This window comes from Actinokineospora sp. UTMC 2448 (genome assembly GCF_024760565.1).
GTDB lineage: Bacteria > Actinomycetota > Actinomycetes > Mycobacteriales > Pseudonocardiaceae > Actinokineospora > Actinokineospora fastidiosa.
The window spans coordinates 1,489,824-1,504,422 of sequence record NZ_CP031087.1 but is presented as its reverse complement, the minus strand read 5'-3'; the positions used below and the strand labels follow the sequence as shown (position 1 = coordinate 1,504,422).

20 protein-coding genes are annotated in these 14,599 nt (G+C 72.8%); 8 read left to right on the top strand and 12 right to left on the bottom strand.

Annotated features, from left to right (window positions below; translation table 11 throughout):
• Nucleotides 1-15: 15 nt before the first annotated feature.
• The 3 genes from Actkin_RS07105 to Actkin_RS07095 are packed head-to-tail and all read right to left on the bottom strand — an operon-like array spanning nucleotide 16 to nucleotide 911.
• Nucleotides 16-315, bottom strand: a complete 300-nt coding sequence (locus Actkin_RS07105; protein WP_189212082.1) for a barstar family protein — start codon at nucleotides 313-315, stop codon at nucleotides 16-18.
• A complete protein-coding gene (locus tag Actkin_RS07100) occupies nucleotides 312-713 on the bottom strand; it encodes a guanyl-specific ribonuclease (protein WP_258906438.1) in 402 nt (133 codons plus the stop codon). Before Actkin_RS07100 ends, Actkin_RS07105 begins: the two co-directional genes overlap by 4 nt.
• A 3-nt stretch (nucleotides 714-716) precedes the next feature.
• A complete protein-coding gene (locus tag Actkin_RS07095) occupies nucleotides 717-911 on the bottom strand; it encodes a hypothetical protein (RefSeq protein WP_189212084.1) in 195 nt (64 codons plus the stop codon).
• A gap of 68 nt (nucleotides 912-979) precedes the next feature.
• Between Actkin_RS07095 and Actkin_RS07090 the strand changes: the two genes are divergently transcribed.
• Nucleotides 980-1,945 (top strand): zinc-binding dehydrogenase, encoded by a 966-nt coding sequence (locus Actkin_RS07090; RefSeq protein WP_258906437.1) that lies wholly within the window; start codon nucleotides 980-982, stop codon nucleotides 1,943-1,945.
• On the opposite strand, the gene Actkin_RS07085 is transcribed toward Actkin_RS07090, so the two are convergent.
• The 8 genes from Actkin_RS07085 to Actkin_RS07050 form a co-directional block, all read right to left on the bottom strand.
• Nucleotides 1,935-2,960, bottom strand: a complete 1,026-nt coding sequence (locus tag Actkin_RS07085) for a polyhydroxyalkanoate synthase family protein (RefSeq protein ID WP_258906436.1) — start codon at nucleotides 2,958-2,960, stop codon at nucleotides 1,935-1,937. The two genes, Actkin_RS07090 and Actkin_RS07085, sit on opposite strands and share 11 nt — an antisense overlap.
• Nucleotides 2,961-3,047: 87 nt before the next feature.
• A complete protein-coding gene (locus Actkin_RS07080; RefSeq protein ID WP_258906435.1) occupies nucleotides 3,048-4,082 on the bottom strand; it encodes an NAD(P)H-dependent flavin oxidoreductase in 1,035 nt (344 codons plus the stop codon).
• Between the two features lie 20 nt (nucleotides 4,083-4,102).
• Complete coding sequence (locus Actkin_RS07075; RefSeq protein WP_258906434.1) at nucleotides 4,103-4,900, bottom strand: TIGR04222 domain-containing membrane protein; 798 nt, start codon at nucleotides 4,898-4,900, stop codon at nucleotides 4,103-4,105.
• A 157-nt stretch (nucleotides 4,901-5,057) separates the two neighbouring features.
• Nucleotides 5,058-5,438, bottom strand: coding sequence for an MmcQ/YjbR family DNA-binding protein (locus Actkin_RS07070; protein WP_189212089.1), 381 nt, complete (start codon nucleotides 5,436-5,438; stop codon nucleotides 5,058-5,060).
• Between the two features lie 43 nt (nucleotides 5,439-5,481).
• Nucleotides 5,482-7,326, bottom strand: coding sequence for a translation elongation factor 4 (gene lepA, locus Actkin_RS07065; RefSeq protein ID WP_189212090.1), 1,845 nt, complete (start codon nucleotides 7,324-7,326; stop codon nucleotides 5,482-5,484).
• Between the two features lie 54 nt (nucleotides 7,327-7,380).
• Entirely contained in the window at nucleotides 7,381-8,211 is an 831-nt protein-coding gene (locus Actkin_RS07060) for a cytochrome c biogenesis CcdA family protein (protein WP_258906433.1), read from the bottom strand.
• Complete coding sequence (locus tag Actkin_RS07055; protein WP_258906432.1) at nucleotides 8,208-8,765, bottom strand: redoxin domain-containing protein; 558 nt, start codon at nucleotides 8,763-8,765, stop codon at nucleotides 8,208-8,210. The genes Actkin_RS07060 and Actkin_RS07055 overlap by 4 nt, the downstream gene beginning before the upstream one ends.
• Nucleotides 8,766-8,820: 55 nt before the next feature.
• A complete protein-coding gene (locus Actkin_RS07050; RefSeq protein WP_189212093.1) occupies nucleotides 8,821-9,201 on the bottom strand; it encodes a VOC family protein in 381 nt (126 codons plus the stop codon).
• 45 nt (nucleotides 9,202-9,246) lie between these two features.
• Between Actkin_RS07050 and Actkin_RS07045 the strand changes: the two genes are divergently transcribed.
• From Actkin_RS07045 to Actkin_RS07015, 7 genes are all read left to right on the top strand, one after another.
• On the top strand, nucleotides 9,247-9,681 hold the full coding sequence (locus Actkin_RS07045) for a type II toxin-antitoxin system PemK/MazF family toxin (protein ID WP_189212094.1): 435 nt from the start codon (nucleotides 9,247-9,249) through the stop codon (nucleotides 9,679-9,681).
• Between the two features lie 55 nt (nucleotides 9,682-9,736).
• Nucleotides 9,737-10,678, top strand: a complete 942-nt coding sequence (locus Actkin_RS07040) for an SPFH domain-containing protein (RefSeq protein WP_258906431.1) — start codon at nucleotides 9,737-9,739, stop codon at nucleotides 10,676-10,678.
• Nucleotides 10,678-10,884 carry a type II toxin-antitoxin system antitoxin gene (locus tag Actkin_RS07035; RefSeq protein ID WP_189212096.1) on the top strand — a complete coding sequence of 69 codons (207 nt, stop codon included), beginning with the start codon at nucleotides 10,678-10,680 and terminating at the stop codon, nucleotides 10,882-10,884. The genes Actkin_RS07040 and Actkin_RS07035 overlap by 1 nt, the downstream gene beginning before the upstream one ends.
• A gap of 117 nt (nucleotides 10,885-11,001) precedes the next feature.
• A complete protein-coding gene (gene rpsT / locus Actkin_RS07030; RefSeq protein ID WP_189212097.1) occupies nucleotides 11,002-11,265 on the top strand; it encodes a 30S ribosomal protein S20 in 264 nt (87 codons plus the stop codon).
• A 67-nt stretch (nucleotides 11,266-11,332) separates the two neighbouring features.
• Nucleotides 11,333-11,815 (top strand): GNAT family N-acetyltransferase, encoded by a 483-nt coding sequence (locus tag Actkin_RS07025; protein ID WP_258906430.1) that lies wholly within the window; start codon nucleotides 11,333-11,335, stop codon nucleotides 11,813-11,815.
• 18 nt (nucleotides 11,816-11,833) lie between these two features.
• Nucleotides 11,834-12,334 carry an acyl-CoA thioesterase gene (locus tag Actkin_RS07020; protein WP_258906429.1) on the top strand — a complete coding sequence of 167 codons (501 nt, stop codon included), beginning with the start codon at nucleotides 11,834-11,836 and terminating at the stop codon, nucleotides 12,332-12,334.
• Between the two features lie 36 nt (nucleotides 12,335-12,370).
• Nucleotides 12,371-12,802 carry a hypothetical protein gene (locus Actkin_RS07015; protein WP_258906428.1) on the top strand — a complete coding sequence of 144 codons (432 nt, stop codon included), beginning with the start codon at nucleotides 12,371-12,373 and terminating at the stop codon, nucleotides 12,800-12,802.
• Here Actkin_RS07015 and Actkin_RS07010 read toward each other — a convergent pair.
• Nucleotides 12,777-14,573, bottom strand: coding sequence for a fibronectin type III domain-containing protein (locus tag Actkin_RS07010; protein WP_258906427.1), 1,797 nt, complete (start codon nucleotides 14,571-14,573; stop codon nucleotides 12,777-12,779). The two genes, Actkin_RS07015 and Actkin_RS07010, sit on opposite strands and share 26 nt — an antisense overlap.
• Nucleotides 14,574-14,599: the final 26 nt, after the last annotated feature.

Genomic DNA, 14,599 nt, shown 5'->3' with positions numbered 1-14,599 from the left:
GAGGCGACCGCGCGCCTAGGGCTCGACGAGCACCACGGAGAAGGCGCGCGCGACGTCGGTGAAGTCGGCGACCGCGTCGGCCAGGACCGCCTGGATGGCGCGGTAGCCCGCGGGGTCGGCCTCGGCGAGGACCTCGGGGTGCGTCCAGACCAGCACGTGGTCGCCCTCGGGCAGCCAGGACAGGTCGGTCAGGCAGTCGTAGAGGGCGTCGAGGTTGTGGCCGAACCAGTCGGGGAACCGCAGGACCTCGGCCACCGCATCGTAGAAGTCCAGTTTGGTGCGGACGTCCGCGCCGTCCAGGACGTGGTCGGTCATCGCGCGGTGTCCACGGAGACGAAGGACTCGTAGTGGTCGTCGGTGTAGTACAGCTCCTCGGCCGATCCGGTCACCAGTCGGCGGGCGCCGCGGTCGGGGCTTCCGGGGGTGGGCACGGTGTACTCCTTGTAGTAGCCGCGTTCCCGCTCGGGCAGCAGGCCCTCGCGGTTGCCGAACGTCGAGCCGTCGCGGTCCGGGTACGGGAACGGGCCACCGCGCCGGATCAGCTCCCAGGTCTCGGCCGCCTCGGCGGGCAGCGCGGACAGCGCCACGACGGGCAGCCCGGACTCCGGCGCCGGGGTGTCTGCGCCGGTGCTGAGATCGCGCACCAGCCAGCCGCCGACGACCAGCGCGACGAGCGCGACCAGGGCAAGGGTGATACGCCTGCGGGAACCCACTACCTACTCCGCGTCGATCGGCGGCTCGTGCCGGGAGCCGAACCGGGCCGAGGTGTAGTCGACCGCGCGGTCGATCAGCCACGCCAGGCCCAGGCACAGCGGCAGCAGCACGGCCATGACCAGGGTGAACTGCAGGGCGAACGGGATCGTCGCCAGCCACAGCTCGACGTCGTCCCACCAGTCGGTCAACCCCTGCACATACCCGAGAGTAGACCTCGGCCACTTCCATGGGGCGGCCGGACTCCGGCCTGGCTATGTTGCTCGTCATGTTCGCCGTGTATGCCGCAGAGCCCAACCCGGACGACCCGCTGGCCGCGCTGACCGTGGGCGAGCGCCCCGACCCGGTCGCCCCCGACGGGTGGGTCGAGGTGGACGTGCGGGCCGCCAGCCTCAACATGCACGACCTGTGGACGCTCAAGGGCGTCGGCATCAAGGCCGAGCGGTTCCCGATGATCCTGGGCTGCGACGGCGCGGGCACCCTCGCCGACGGCACCGAGGTCGTCATCCACTCCGTCATCGGCGACCCGGGGTGGACCGGCGAGGAGACGCTGGACCCGAAGCGGACCCTGCTGACCGAGCTGCACCAGGGCACGTTCGCCGACAAGGTCGTGGTGCCCGCGCGCAACGTGCTGCCCAAGCCCGCCGACCTGTCGTTCAGCGAGGCGGCGTGCATGGGGACGGCGTGGCTGACCGCCTACCGGATGCTGTTCGTGAAGTCCGGCCTGCGCCCCGGCCAGACGATGCTGGTGCAGGGCGCCTCCGGCGGCGTCTCCACGGCGCTGATCGAGCTGGGCCGGGCCGCGGGCCTGCGGGTGTGGGTCACCGGCCGCACCGAGGAGAAGCGCGCCCTGGCCACCGAGCTCGGCGCGCACGCGGTGTTCGAGTCCGGCGCCCGCCTGCCGGAGAAGGTCGACGGCGTGTTCGAGACCGTCGGCAAGGCCACTTGGTCGCACTCCATGCGCGCGTTGCGGCCCGGCGGCGTCATCGTGGTGTCCGGCTCGACGAGCGGCCCCGACCCGAGCGCCGACCTGCAGCGCCTGTTCTTCCTTCAGCTCAGCGTCATCGGCTCGACGATGGGCACCCGCGACGAACTGGCCGACCTGATGTCCTTCTGCGCCACCGCGGGCATCCGGCCGCGCATCGGCTCCGAGCTGCCGATGGCGGACGCGCGCGCCGGGTTCGAGGCGATGCAGGCGGGCGAGACCGCCGGGAAGATCGTCTTCACCCGTTGAGGTGCCGGTCGATGAGCGGCCAGGTCTCGTGCCTGGCCGCCCGACCGGTCAGCACGCCGAGGTGTCCGCCCTTGGCCGTCACGAACTCGACCTCGGCGTCGGGCAGGACCTTCACCAGGTGCCCGACCGCGCGCCGGGGCGCGATGGTGTCGGCGCGGCCCGCGATGAGCAGGGTCCGCTGCTTGGCCGCGGCCAGGTCGATGCGGGTGCCGCCGACCTCGACGGCCCCGCGCGCCAGGGCGTTGGCGCGGTAGAACTGGTGGTAGATCTGCCCGACGGTGCGGCCGGGGTAGGCGACCATGTTCGCCGTGAACCGCTCGACGGCCTCGATCTGGGCGAGGTAGTCGCGGTCGTGCAGGTGCGTGGCGACGGCGATCGGCTTGGTCAGGTGGCGGTCCAGCGCGGACACCTGGAACGCGGCGCGGACCAGCGGCGCCGGGATCGTGCCCATCGCCCGGTAGACGGGGGTGAACGCGTGCCCGCCGGTCGCCGCGACGATCGGCCGGAACGGCATCAGCAGCGGCATCTTGGTGAAGTCGAACGGGCTGGCCACCACGGTCAGCGAGGCGATCGCGTCGATGCCGAGGCGGGCGGCGGCCAGCACGGACAGGATGCCGCCGAAGCACCAGCCGATGAGGTGCGGCGCGCGTCCGGTGCGCTCGCGGACGGTCCCGATGGCGGCGGGCAGGACCTCGTCGACCCAGTGTTCGAGGCCGAGGTCGCGGTCCCGGAAGCCGATGGGGCCGTAGTCCAGCAGGTAGGTCGGCCGCCTCGGCGCCAGGTGCTCGACCAGGCTGCAGCCCCGGCGCAGGTCGAACGGGGTGTCCGGGACGGCCAGCGGCGGCACCAGCAGGACCGGGTCGCCGGAGTCCGCGGAGTCGTAGTGGTAGACGAACCGCGCCCTGCCCTGGTCGACCAGGGTGCGCGGCATCGGGGTGAAGTCGGCGAACCCGCCGCCGAGCACCCGGTGCGCCATGTTCCCCGCGGCGGCGAGCACGCCGTCCAGCACTGCCATCGAGCCTCCCTACTTGTTAGTAGGTTAACCGCCGCGCACGACTCCCGGGTGCGGTTCTGTGCCGAACCGCACAACTGCCCGCGATGTCTACTTTAGACGCTGGGTGAGGGAGTCCGCCGCGGCGCGGGCCTCGCCCAGCAGCCGGGCGATGACCTCGGCCACCGGCTCGTCGCGGCCCAGCGGGTACGCCTGCCCGGCCCAGAGCGACATGACCTCGGCGTCGCCCGCCGCGCGCATCGGCCGGGTGAGGTTGTTGACCTGCGGGTACGCCGAGGGCGCGCTCGGGTTCTCGCGCAGGAACCGGTTGACCAGCCCGCGCGCGGGACGGCCGCTGAACGCCCTGGTCAGGGCCGTCTCCCGGCCGCCTGCGGCCAGCGCGTCGCGGTAGGCCCGCGCGGTCCCGGCCTCCGGGCAGCGCAGGAACGCCGTGCCCAGCTGCGCCGCGACAGCGCCCGCCGCCAGGACGGCGGCCACATCGGCGCCGTGCATGAGCCCGCCAGCGGCGACGAGCGGCAGGCCGAGACCGGACAGCAGGCGCAGCGCGGGCAGCAGGTCGTAGAGCGGGGCGCCGCCGGGCTCGGTCGGGTCGTCGGTGAAGGTCCCCCGGTGCCCGCCCGCCGCCGCGCCCTGCACGCACAGCGCGTCGACACCCGCGTCGGCGGCCCGTTCGCCCTCTTCCGGCGTGGTCACGGTGGCGATGAGGTAGCTGCCGACATCGCGGAGGCGGGCCAGGACGTCGGCGTCGGGCAGCCCGAAGGTGAAGGAGACCGCGGGCACCGGGGTCCGGACCAGCAGGTCCACCTTGTCGGCGAACCGGTCGTCGTCCCAGCTCGCCTTGCCCGGCTCGACCCCCAGCCGCGCCGACTCGGTCGCCACCGCGGCGGCGTGCGCGCCCACCAGCGCCTCGGTCCGAGGACCGGGCACGAACAGGTTCACCCCGAACGGCCCGTCGGTGCCCGCCCGCACGCTCTCGATCCGCCCAGCCAACGCGGCCGGGGCGAGGTACCCGCCCGGCAGGAACGCGGTCGCGCCCGCGTCGACCGCGGCGACGACCAGTTCGGGAGTGCTGACCCCGCCCGCCATGGGCGCGACGACGATGGGAACCGCCAGCTCGCTGAACACGGACCTCAGCCTACGGCTGATCAGCCGCAGCCCCCGCAGCCGCCGCAGCCGCCGCCGCCACACGATCCGCCGTCCCCGCCGGAACCGCCGTCACCGCCACCGGACGACGACGCGGACTCCTGGAACGCGCCGCTCACCTCGTGGTCCGGGTAGGCGGTCAGGCCGAGGAGGGCGACCGTCAGCAGGACGGCCCCGCCCCCGGCGAGCGCGTCCGACCGGGCGCGCGCGAGCGCCGCGCGACCGCGCGCGGTCGGCCCGTCGCGCCAACTCCGGCGCACGGCCGCGGTGATGAAGCCGGTGGCGATGAGCGAGAGGACCAGCAGGATGACCGGCTTGTCCTCGCTGATGCCGTCGGCGAGTCGGACCAGGCCGATGACGATGATCAGGGCGAACAGCCACTCGACCTTGCGGGCGCGCCTGACGCGCTCCGGCGGCAGCAGGTATCCGGCCTCGACCATCCGGCGGCGCAGGTCGCGCGCGACCGCGCTCTCGGACAGGCCGCGGACGTTCGGGATCCTCCGCAGGTCGCGCAGGGCGGCGGCCTCGTGCTCGTCAGCGGGCTCGGCGCCGTCGACCGGGGTGACGCCGCCGGAACGGCTCACGCGCACCTCGCCGCGCGAGACCAGACCCGCCACCGCGGTGTGCGCGACGCGGGTGGGGCCGCCGGAGAGCATGGCGATGCCGTAGGCGTCGAGACCCGGGTCCCCCGCGGTGCGGTGTGCCCGCACCCAGCGGTGGGCCGCGACGCCCACGAGCATCGCCACGCCGACGGCGGTCCAGTGCGCTGCCAAGTACTCCGGACCGGTCATCTCCCACATGGCGGCCTCCTCGCGGATTCCGATACTGCGCCACCGATGCACACCGGCTGTCCGTTCCGACCCCGGCGGTGATCCGCTCCGGCTCCAGTTCGGCCGTGGCCCTGTGGGTGGCCAGTGCGGAGCGCGAGGTCGGGCGCCCGTCCGGACGGGCACCTGCTCAGACGCGCGGTGATCGCCCGCGGTTCCCCCGCGCGTCCAACTCGGCGAGGAGCCGTTTCGGCGCGACCGTGCGGTAGGCCTCCTCGACGATCTCGGCGACCTCGTCCCAGTCGACGGCCACGTCGAGGTGCACCCCGAGCCACCCGCGGTGCCCGACGTACGGCGGCCGGTAGAACCGCGCGGGGTCCTCGGCCACCATCTCCTCCTGCACCCCCGGCGGCGCGGCGCACCAGAACCCCGGCCGCGAATCCTGGCGCTCGCCGACGTAGGTGACGAACACCTTCCGCACGAACCACGTCGGCGAGCCGTGGCTGACCTTCTCGGTCGCCTCCGGCATCGCCAGGCACAGCGCGCGCAACCGCGGCAACGGATCCTCCATGACGACCTCCCCGCGCACTTCCTACCGCAGGGGACCGACAGGATTACTTCTTCTTCTTGTCCGCGGTCGGCTCGTCGGTGGAGAGCGCGGCGACGAAGGCCTCCTGGGGGACCTCGACGCGGCCCACCATCTTCATCCGCTTCTTGCCTTCCTTCTGCTTCTCCAGCAGCTTGCGCTTCCGGGTGATGTCACCGCCGTAGCACTTGGCGAGGACGTCCTTGCGGATGGCGCGGATCGTCTCGCGGGCGATCACCCGGGAGCCGATGGCGGCCTGGATGGGCACCTCGAACTGCTGGCGCGGGATCAGCTCGCGCAGCTTGGTGGCCATGCGGGTGCCGTAGCCGTAGGCGGCCTCGCGGTGCACGATCGCGCTGAAGGCGTCCACCGGCTCGCCCTGCAGCAGGATGTCGACCTTGACCAGCTCCGACTCCTGCTCGCCCGACTCCTCGTAGTCCAGCGAGGCGTAGCCGCGGGTGCGGGACTTCAGCGCGTCGAAGAAGTCGAAGATGATCTCGCCGAGGGGCATGGTGTAGCGCAGCTCGACGCGGTCCTCGGACAGGTAGTCCATGCCCAGCAGCTGGCCGCGCTTGCCCTGGCACAGCTCCATGATCGCGCCGATGTACTCCCCGGGGGAGATGATCGTGCACCGGGTGACCGGCTCGAACACGCTGGCGATCTTGCCCACCGGCCAGTCCGAGGGGTTGGTGACCGTCAGCTCCTTGCCGTCGTCGGTGATCACCCGGTAGACGACGTTCGGCGCGGTGGAGATCAGGTCGAGGCCGAACTCGCGCTCCAGCCGGTCGCGGGTGATCTCCAGGTGCAGCAGGCCGAGGAAGCCGCAGCGGAAGCCGAAGCCCAGCGCGGCGGAGGTCTCCGGCTCGAAGGTCAGCGCCGCGTCGTTGAGCTGCAGCTTGTCCAGCGCCTCGCGCAGGTCCGGGTAGTCCGACCCGTCGACCGGGTACAGGCCCGAGTAGACCATCGGGCGCGGCTCGCGGTAGCCCGCCAGCGCCTCGGTCGCGCCCTTGCGCTCGGAGGTCACGGTGTCGCCGACCCGGGACTGGCGGACGTCCTTCACGCCGGTGATCAGGTAGCCCACCTCGCCGACGCCCAGGCCCTTGCACGGCTTGGGCTCGGGAGAGATGATCCCGACCTCCAGCAGCTCGTGCGTCGCGCCGGTCGACATCATCCTGATCCGCTCGCGCGGGGTGATCTTGCCGTCGACCACGCGGATGTAGGTGACCACGCCGCGGTAGGTGTCGTAGACCGAGTCGAAGATCATCGCGCGGGCGGGCGCGTCCGCCTGGCCGACCGGGGCCGGGACCTGGCGGACGACCTCGTCCAGGAGCTCCTTGACGCCCACCCCGGTCTTGGCCGACACGCGCAGCACGTCCGTCGGCTCGCAGCCGATGATGTTCGCCAGCTCGGCGGCGTACTTCTCCGGGTCGGCGGCGGGCAGGTCGATCTTGTTCAGCACCGGGATGATGTGCAGGTCGCGGTCCATCGCCAGGTACAGGTTGGCCAGCGTCTGCGCCTCGATGCCCTGGGCGGCGTCGACCAGCAGGATCGCGCCCTCGCAGGCGTCCAGCGCGCGGGAGACCTCGTAGGTGAAGTCGACGTGCCCGGGGGTGTCGATCATGTGCAGCACGTGCTCGCCGCCGTCGACGACCCAGGGCAGCCGCACGTTCTGCGCCTTGATGGTGATGCCGCGCTCGCGCTCGATGTCCATGCGGTCGAGGTACTGGGCCCGCATGGCGCGTTCCTCGACCACGCCGGTGATCTGCAACATGCGGTCGGCCAGGGTCGACTTCCCGTGGTCGATGTGGGCGATGATGCAGAAGTTGCGGATCTGCTCCGGCGCCGTGAAGGTCGTGTCCGCGAACGTAGCCACTCAGGTCCCTCGCATGGTCAATGGGTCGTCCCTATCGTCCCATGCGCGGTGCGGTCAGCCCTTATCCGGCACCGACCGCCGGTTGGCGCGCCACAGGGCGATCAGACCGACACCCAGGGTGAGCGCGACGGCGAACGGCCACGGCCCCGCCGCGTCGACCCACTCGGCCAGCGTGGCCTGCACGTTCCCGGCCGCGGCGATGATCGGGTCGTCCGGGTCGGCGTCGGCGTGGGCCACGCGCAGTTCGTGCACGCCGTAATAGGCCACGTACAGGCCGGCGAGCACCAGCAGACCGCCCACGACCCGGTTGACGTGCGGGAGCACGCGCCGCACCCCGGTGTTCACCGAGAACGCCGCCGCGACGGCCAGCACGGCCACGACCAGGCCCATCCCGAGCGCGTAGGTGACGAACGAGACCAGCCCGTCGAGCACGTCGCCCTGGCGCAGGGACACGCCCGCGACCGCCAGGAACGGTCCGATCGTGCAGGACAGCGACGCGACCGCGTAGGCCACGCCGTAGCCGAGCATGGAGCCGACCCGGGCCGTGGGCGCGCCGCGCTTGAGCTTCGGCAGCAGCAGCGTGGGCTCGCGGCCGGTCAGCAGCACCGCCCCGAGCACGACCAGGGCGGCGCCGATGACCACGGTCAGCACGGGCAGCCACTGCTGCAACAGCGACAGCAGCGGCACGCTGAGCAGCCCGAACACGCCGAAGACCAGCACGAACCCGGCGGTCATCGTGCCAGCGGCGGCCAGCGCCCTGCCCAGCCGGACACTGCGGTCCTGTCCGGAGACGACCAGCGCGAGGTAGCCCGGCAGCATGGCGAACCCGCACGGGTTGACCGTGGCGAGCATGCCCGCGAGCAGGGCCACGCCGAGTTCAGTCATGTGAGCCCGGCGACCTTCGCCATCAGCTCCTGCTCGGTGAGCTGGGCGGTGACGACCTCGACCTCGCCTGCCGAGCTGATGAAGGCGTAGGCGGGCTGGGCCGCGACGCCGAAGTGCGCCCAGACCTCGGCCTGCTCGTCGGCCAGGTGCGGGAAGCCGCCGACGCCGCGCTCGTCGATGAACCGGCGCATCTCGCCCTCGGTGTCGTTGGCCGCGACGCCGACGAAGGCCACCTCGGACCGCTCCGCCGCGGCCGCGATGCCCGACGCCTCCCGCTGGCACTTGGGGCACCAGGGCGCCCAGAACCACAGGACGGCGGGCTTGCCAGCCAGGCTCGCTCCCTCGAATGTGCCGCCGCCGACGGTCTTGGCGCTGAACCGCAGCTTCTCGGGCACGACCGGGTCGCTCGCGGCGGTGGTCCCGCTCGGCGCGGCCGTGGCGGTGGTCGTGGTGCCGGTGGTCGGGCCGGGCTGGGCCGCGTTGTCCGGCGACTGCCCGCAGGCGGTGGTCACGAGCACGATCGCGGCGGCCCCCAGGGCGCGCTTCATCCACATGCGGACAATCATGGTCCCGCTCCGGCCCGTCCGGTCATTACGGACCGCTGACGGTTCAGGGCTTGCGGCTGTCCAGGCGCATCGGGTGCTCGGGCGGCACCTCGACCAGCACGATCCGGATGCCGTCCGGGTCGGCCAGCCACGACTCGCGCAGGCCCCACGGCTCCAGCCTCGGCTCCCTGACGATGGGCACGCCCTTCTCGCGCAATTCGGCCACCGCGGCGGCGAGGTCGCGCACCTGCAGCCAGATCGCCAGGTCGGGGCTCGGCGGGCCGTGGCCCCGGCCGGAGACCTCCAGGTGGCCGTTGCCGGTGAAGAACACCGTGCCGCCGGGGAACTCCCGGAACACGGCCAGGCCGAGGGTGTCCCGGTAGAAGGCGAGCGACCGCTGCCGGTCGACCGGGCGGATGATCAGTCTGCTGCTCAGGAACTCCATGTCTATCGTCCTACCGGAGTCCGCGCGGCAGTACTGTCCGACGCCATGCTGACTTCCGACGACCCGCGCCCGGCGCGCGGCGCGGTCTGGCAGGTGCCGACCGCCGACCGTCCCGAGTCCCTGGAGTACGCCCCGGCGCTGGACGGCGACGCCGACCCGGGCGAGGTCGTCTGGGCGTGGGTGCCCTACGAGGACGACCCCGCGCGCGGCAAGGACCGGCCGCTGCTGGTCGTCGGCCGGGCCGGGCGGACCCTGCGCGCCCTGCAGCTCACGAGCAAGGCCCCGCGCCGCTTCGACCTCGACGACTGGCTGGAGCTGGGCTCGGGCGCGTGGGACCGGGACGGGCGGGTGTCGTGGGTCCGGCTGGACCGCCTCTTCGAGCTGGGCGAGGACGACATCAGGCGGGAGGGCGCCGTGCTGGCCAGGGACCGCTTCGACCTGGTCGCCGCCGCACTGCGGGAGCGGTACGGCTGGCGCTGACTCCAGAAAATGTGATATCACTTTGCTAGACATCAGCTAGCAGAGGGGGTCTCTCATGGCCATCACCGAGTCGGTTCCGGTCCTGCCGCCGCCGCACGTGCGCGAGAAGGTCGCGATGACCACGGCCGGTCTGCCCATGGCGGGCGTCGGCGTCGTGCTCTGCCTGGGCGGGCTCGCGCTCGTCGGCACGGGCATCGCCGGGTTCGCGGGCGGCATCGGGATGGGCACCGGGATGGCGACCGCGACGGTCGTGCTCGGCGCGCTGGCCGTCATCGCGGCCGCGGTGGCGTTCGGCGGGCTGACCATGGTCAACCCGAACGAGGCCCGCGTGCTGCAGTTCCTTGGCCGCTACACCGGCACGCTGCGGCTCGACGGTCTGCGCTGGGTGAACCCGTTCACCACGCGCAAGCGGGTCTCCACGCGCATCCGCAACCACGAGACCGCGGTCATGAAGGTCAACGACGCCGAGGGCAACCCGATCGAGATCGCCGCGGTCGTGGTGTGGCAGGTCGAGGACACCGCGCGGGCGGTGTTCGAGGTGGACGACTTCATCGAGTTCGTCGGCATCCAGACCGAGACCGCGGTGCGCCACATCGCCACCTCGTACCCGTACGACGAGCACAGCGACATCAACCGGCTCTCCCTGCGGGAGAACGCCGACGAGATCACCCAGAAGCTGTCGGCCGAGGTCGCCGCCCGGGTCGAGGCAGCGGGCGTGCGCATCATCGAGTCGCGGATCACGCACCTGGCCTACGCCCCGGAGATCGCCATGGCGATGCTGCGCCGCCAGCAGGCGGGCGCGGTGGTCGCGGCGAGGGCGCGGATCGTGGAAGGCGCGGTCGGGATGGTGCAGCTGGCCCTGGACGAGCTGGCCGCGCACGACGTCGTCGAGCTGGACGAGGAGCGCAAGGCGGCGATGGTGTCCAACCTGCTGGTGGTGCTGTGCAGCGACCACGACGCCCAGCCGGTGGTGAACACGGGGTCGCTCTACACCTGATGGCCGAGCGCAAGAAGATCCTCCTCCGCCTGGACCCCGCCATCCACGACGCGGTGGCCAGGTGGGCCGGGGACGAGCTGCGCAGCGTCAACGCCCAGATCGAGTTCCTGCTGCGCCGGGCGCTGGCCGAGGCCGGGCGGCTGCCCTCGGACGCGGGCGGGCCCGCCCGGCGGGGCAGGCCACCCAAGTCCTCCGACGAGGGGTGAGCCTGTTAACCTGGCTCGTCGCGCCGTACGGCACTCCGCTGTGGAGGAGAACCGGGTCCGCCCGGAGCCGACCGAAGTGCGTCGCGACACACCACACCGCGTAGGAAGGGCTGAGCCATGGCCAACATCAAGTCCCAGATGAAGCGCATCAAGACCAACGAGAAGCGCCGTCAGCGCAACAAGGCCGTGAAGTCCTCGGTCAAGACCGCGGTGCGCAAGTTCCGCGAGGCCGCGGAGGCGGGCGAGAAGGCCCAGGCCGAGACCCTGCTGCGCGAGGCTGGCCGGGCCCTGGACAAGGCCGCCAGCAAGGGCGTCATCCACGCCAACCAGGCCGCGAACAAGAAGTCGGCGATGGCGCTGCGCTTCAACAAGCTGGGCTGACACTCTCTCCTCGGCGCCGCACCCGCATCCCGGGTGCGGCGCCGTCGTGTATCCCCTGGGGGATCCCGTGCCCGACCTCATCGCCCCCACCGCGCGGCTGCGCGCCGCCTGGCTCGAGGCGCACGCCGAGTGGGGTCCGGGCGTCCACGAGGACGGCTTCGGGCTGCTCCCCTCCGACGATCCCCACTCCCCCTCGGGCTTCGCCGCCTGGGTGGCGCGGCTCGCCCAGCCCAGGTGCACCTATCGCTGGATCGTCGACGGCGATCAGGTGCTCGGCGGCATCGCGCTGCGGCACGAGTTCGACGAGTTCGTCCGGCGCGCGGGCCACATCGGCTACGGCGTCCGACCGTCCGCGCGCGGCCGGGGGCTGGCCACCTGGGCGCTGGGCCGGATGCTCGACCGGGCGCGGGCTCTGGGACTCGATCGGGTGCTGCTCGTCTGCGAGGTCGACAACCTCGCCTCCGCGCGGACCATCGAGCACCACGGCGGCGTCCTGGAGGGCTCGCCCGACGAGATGCGGCGCTACTGGATCGGGTTGGCCCGGCGCTGATGGGGCAGACTCGCGGGCATGGAGCCCAAACCCCCGTCGGCGGCGCGAACATCGCTGTCGCACATCATGACCGCGGTGGACACCAACCTGCTCGGCACCGTCCACGGTGGCGTGGTCATGAAGCTGGTCGATGACGTCGCGGGCGCGGTGGCGCAGCGCCACTCCGGCGGTCCCGCCGTGACCGCGGCGATGGACGGCATGACGTTCCTGCACCCCGTCCGGGTCGGCGATCTCGTGCACGCCCACGCGCAGGTCAACTGGGCGGGCCGCTCGTCGATGGAGGTGGGCGTGCGGGTGCTGGCCGAGCCGTGGGACCGGGCGGGCGTGCCGCAGGTCCGGGTGGCGACGGCCTACCTGGTGTTCGTCGCCGTCGACGCCGACGGCCAGCCCCGGGCGGTGCCACCGCTGCTGCCGGAGACCGAGGAGGACCACCGGCGGCTGCGGGAGGCCGAGATCCGGCGCAAGCACCGGCTGACCCGCCGCGACGAGATCATGGCCAGCCGGGAGGAACCGCGCTGACCCGGCCCGCCGCCGCGCCTGCGAGGATCCGGTCCCATGGGGATGCTCGGGGGACCGGCCGGTCGGGCGCTCGCGGCGGCCGGGGTGGGCGGCGCGGTGGTCCTGGCCTGGTGGGCCGTGCTGTCGGCCTGGCCGTCAGCGGTGTTCACGCTTGTTGGCGCGGACGACGTCAGCTGCCCGGACGCGCCGGGGTGGGGCTGCGCGATCGGGGCGGCTTTCGTCGGCTTCCTGCTGGGCGTAACGATCGTGCTGGTCAGCGGGATCGGGCTGGCGGCGTGGGGGCTGCGGCTGGTCGGCGTGCTGCCCGCGGCGCCGGTGGCCGCGCTCGGGCCGGTCTTCGCGTTCCTGCTGCTCTGGCTGGGCGGCGAGGTGCTGGGCGACTGGGGTTCCCTGGCCTCCGCGGTGGTGCCGGTGAGCCTGGGGTACGCCCTGGCCGCGCTGATCACGACGCCGCGGGCGAGAGCGTGACGCTCACGGTGTTGCCGGGACCGGCCGCGAAGTGGTTGACGAGGTCGGTGAGCCTGCCGCAGCCGGTGAGCGGCGGCAGGGTGTAGCCGCCGGTCAGGACACTGCCCGCGGCCGGGTCGAACGGGGCGCTCACCGCCAGGTCGACGATCGTGCCGCAGGCCGGGTGCAGGGCGATCGGGAAGCCGAGGACGGTCAGCCCGGGCACGGTCACCCCGACCGACGTCCGGGTTGTGAGCGTTCCGTCGGCGAGACCGCCTGCGCTGGTGGCGGGCATGAAGACGACGTCCGCCTCGACCGGGAGGACGCCCAGGACGGTGAGCCTCGCGGTGGTCGGGTCGAGGGTGACGTCCGCGGTGTAGGTGTCGGCGGCGCCCAGGGTGGCGTCGACGCGTCCGGTCAGGGGGACGGTGGCGCGCGACGCCTTGATGGTCGTCTCGCCGCTGAGGGTGTAGGCGATCTCGGCTTTCCTTGTCCGGGCGGTGATCTGGGCGGGCTCGGACGCGTTGCCCTCGGCGTCGAGGGAGACGACCCGGATGGTGTGGTCGGTGTCCGGCGCCAGGCCGCGGACGACGGCCTCGGCATCCTCCACATCGGACACCTGATCGCCCGTGGACACGCGATAGCCCGCGACTTCCGAACCGGCTGGCGGCTTCCACGCGAGGTGCACACTGTCGTGGGTCGTGGCCACGACGGTCAGGTCGACGGGCGGCCCGACCTCGCCCGGGGTGACCACCTCGGCCAGGAGCGGGTCCTGACCGGGGACGATCCGGCACGTGACGGGCACGGTCTCCGGCGGGTCCGGGCTCGGGTTCACGCTGCGCAGTCGCATGTGGATGGTCGAGTCGGCGAGGACGAGCCGGTTGACGCCCGCGTCGGTGAAGGTCACCGGCGGGTGCCAGCCCGTGCCCTCGACGGTGAACCGACCGCTCTCCGGGATGGCCGTCTCCACGAACCGGATGGCGGCGGTCGTCCGCCGCACTCCTGCCGGGGTCTGGATGTCCACGGCCATGTCCGCCGTGCCGCGGAACCAGCCCGCGCCGACCAGCCGGAACGCCTGGGTCGCCTGCTCGGTGAACTCGACCCGCACGGTGAACGGCAGCGGGCCGACCGGCTCGCCGCGCGGGGCGGTGCCGGGGATCTCGGCCACCACGGTGATCGCGAGCCGCTGGTTGCCGATCAGCGGCAGCGCGCATTCGTGGTCGAGCGTCCGCGTGACCGGGACAGCGGGCGTCGGCGCGCGGACCGTGCCGAGCAGCGTGTCGGCGGGCTCGGCCGAGCAGGCGGAGTCGTACCCCTCGCCGCCCTTGCGGACCCGCAGGACGAGGTCGGCCGAGCGCACGTGGAACCGGATCTCGCCGGGCGCGGTGACGGTGACGGCGGGCAGGCGCACGGAGTCGTGGATCGTGAACCCGCCGCTCTGGGGCACGTCCCGGTCGGCGAGGTCGACCGGGAGGGTGACCACGTGGTCCCCGTCCGGCTTGTCGATCGTCACCTCGAGCCGGGCGGTGCCGCCGATCGTGTCGGGGCGGTGGAATCCCAGGTCCGCCTCGGTGAACCGGACGCCGATGCCCACATAGGTCTCCACGGTGTCGCCGATCGCCGCGTACGCCGGGATGTCGCCGCTGACGATCACCGGCACGGTCCGCTCGCCGATCAGCGGGAAGGCGCAGCGGTGGTTCTGGGTGAGCGAGACGGGTTCCGCGGCCGCTGGACCGATGGCGGCGAACACCATGAGCAAGGCGAGAAGCGCGGCTGTTCCACGGCGATTCATCGGCGCGATCCCCCATCGGAGACGAC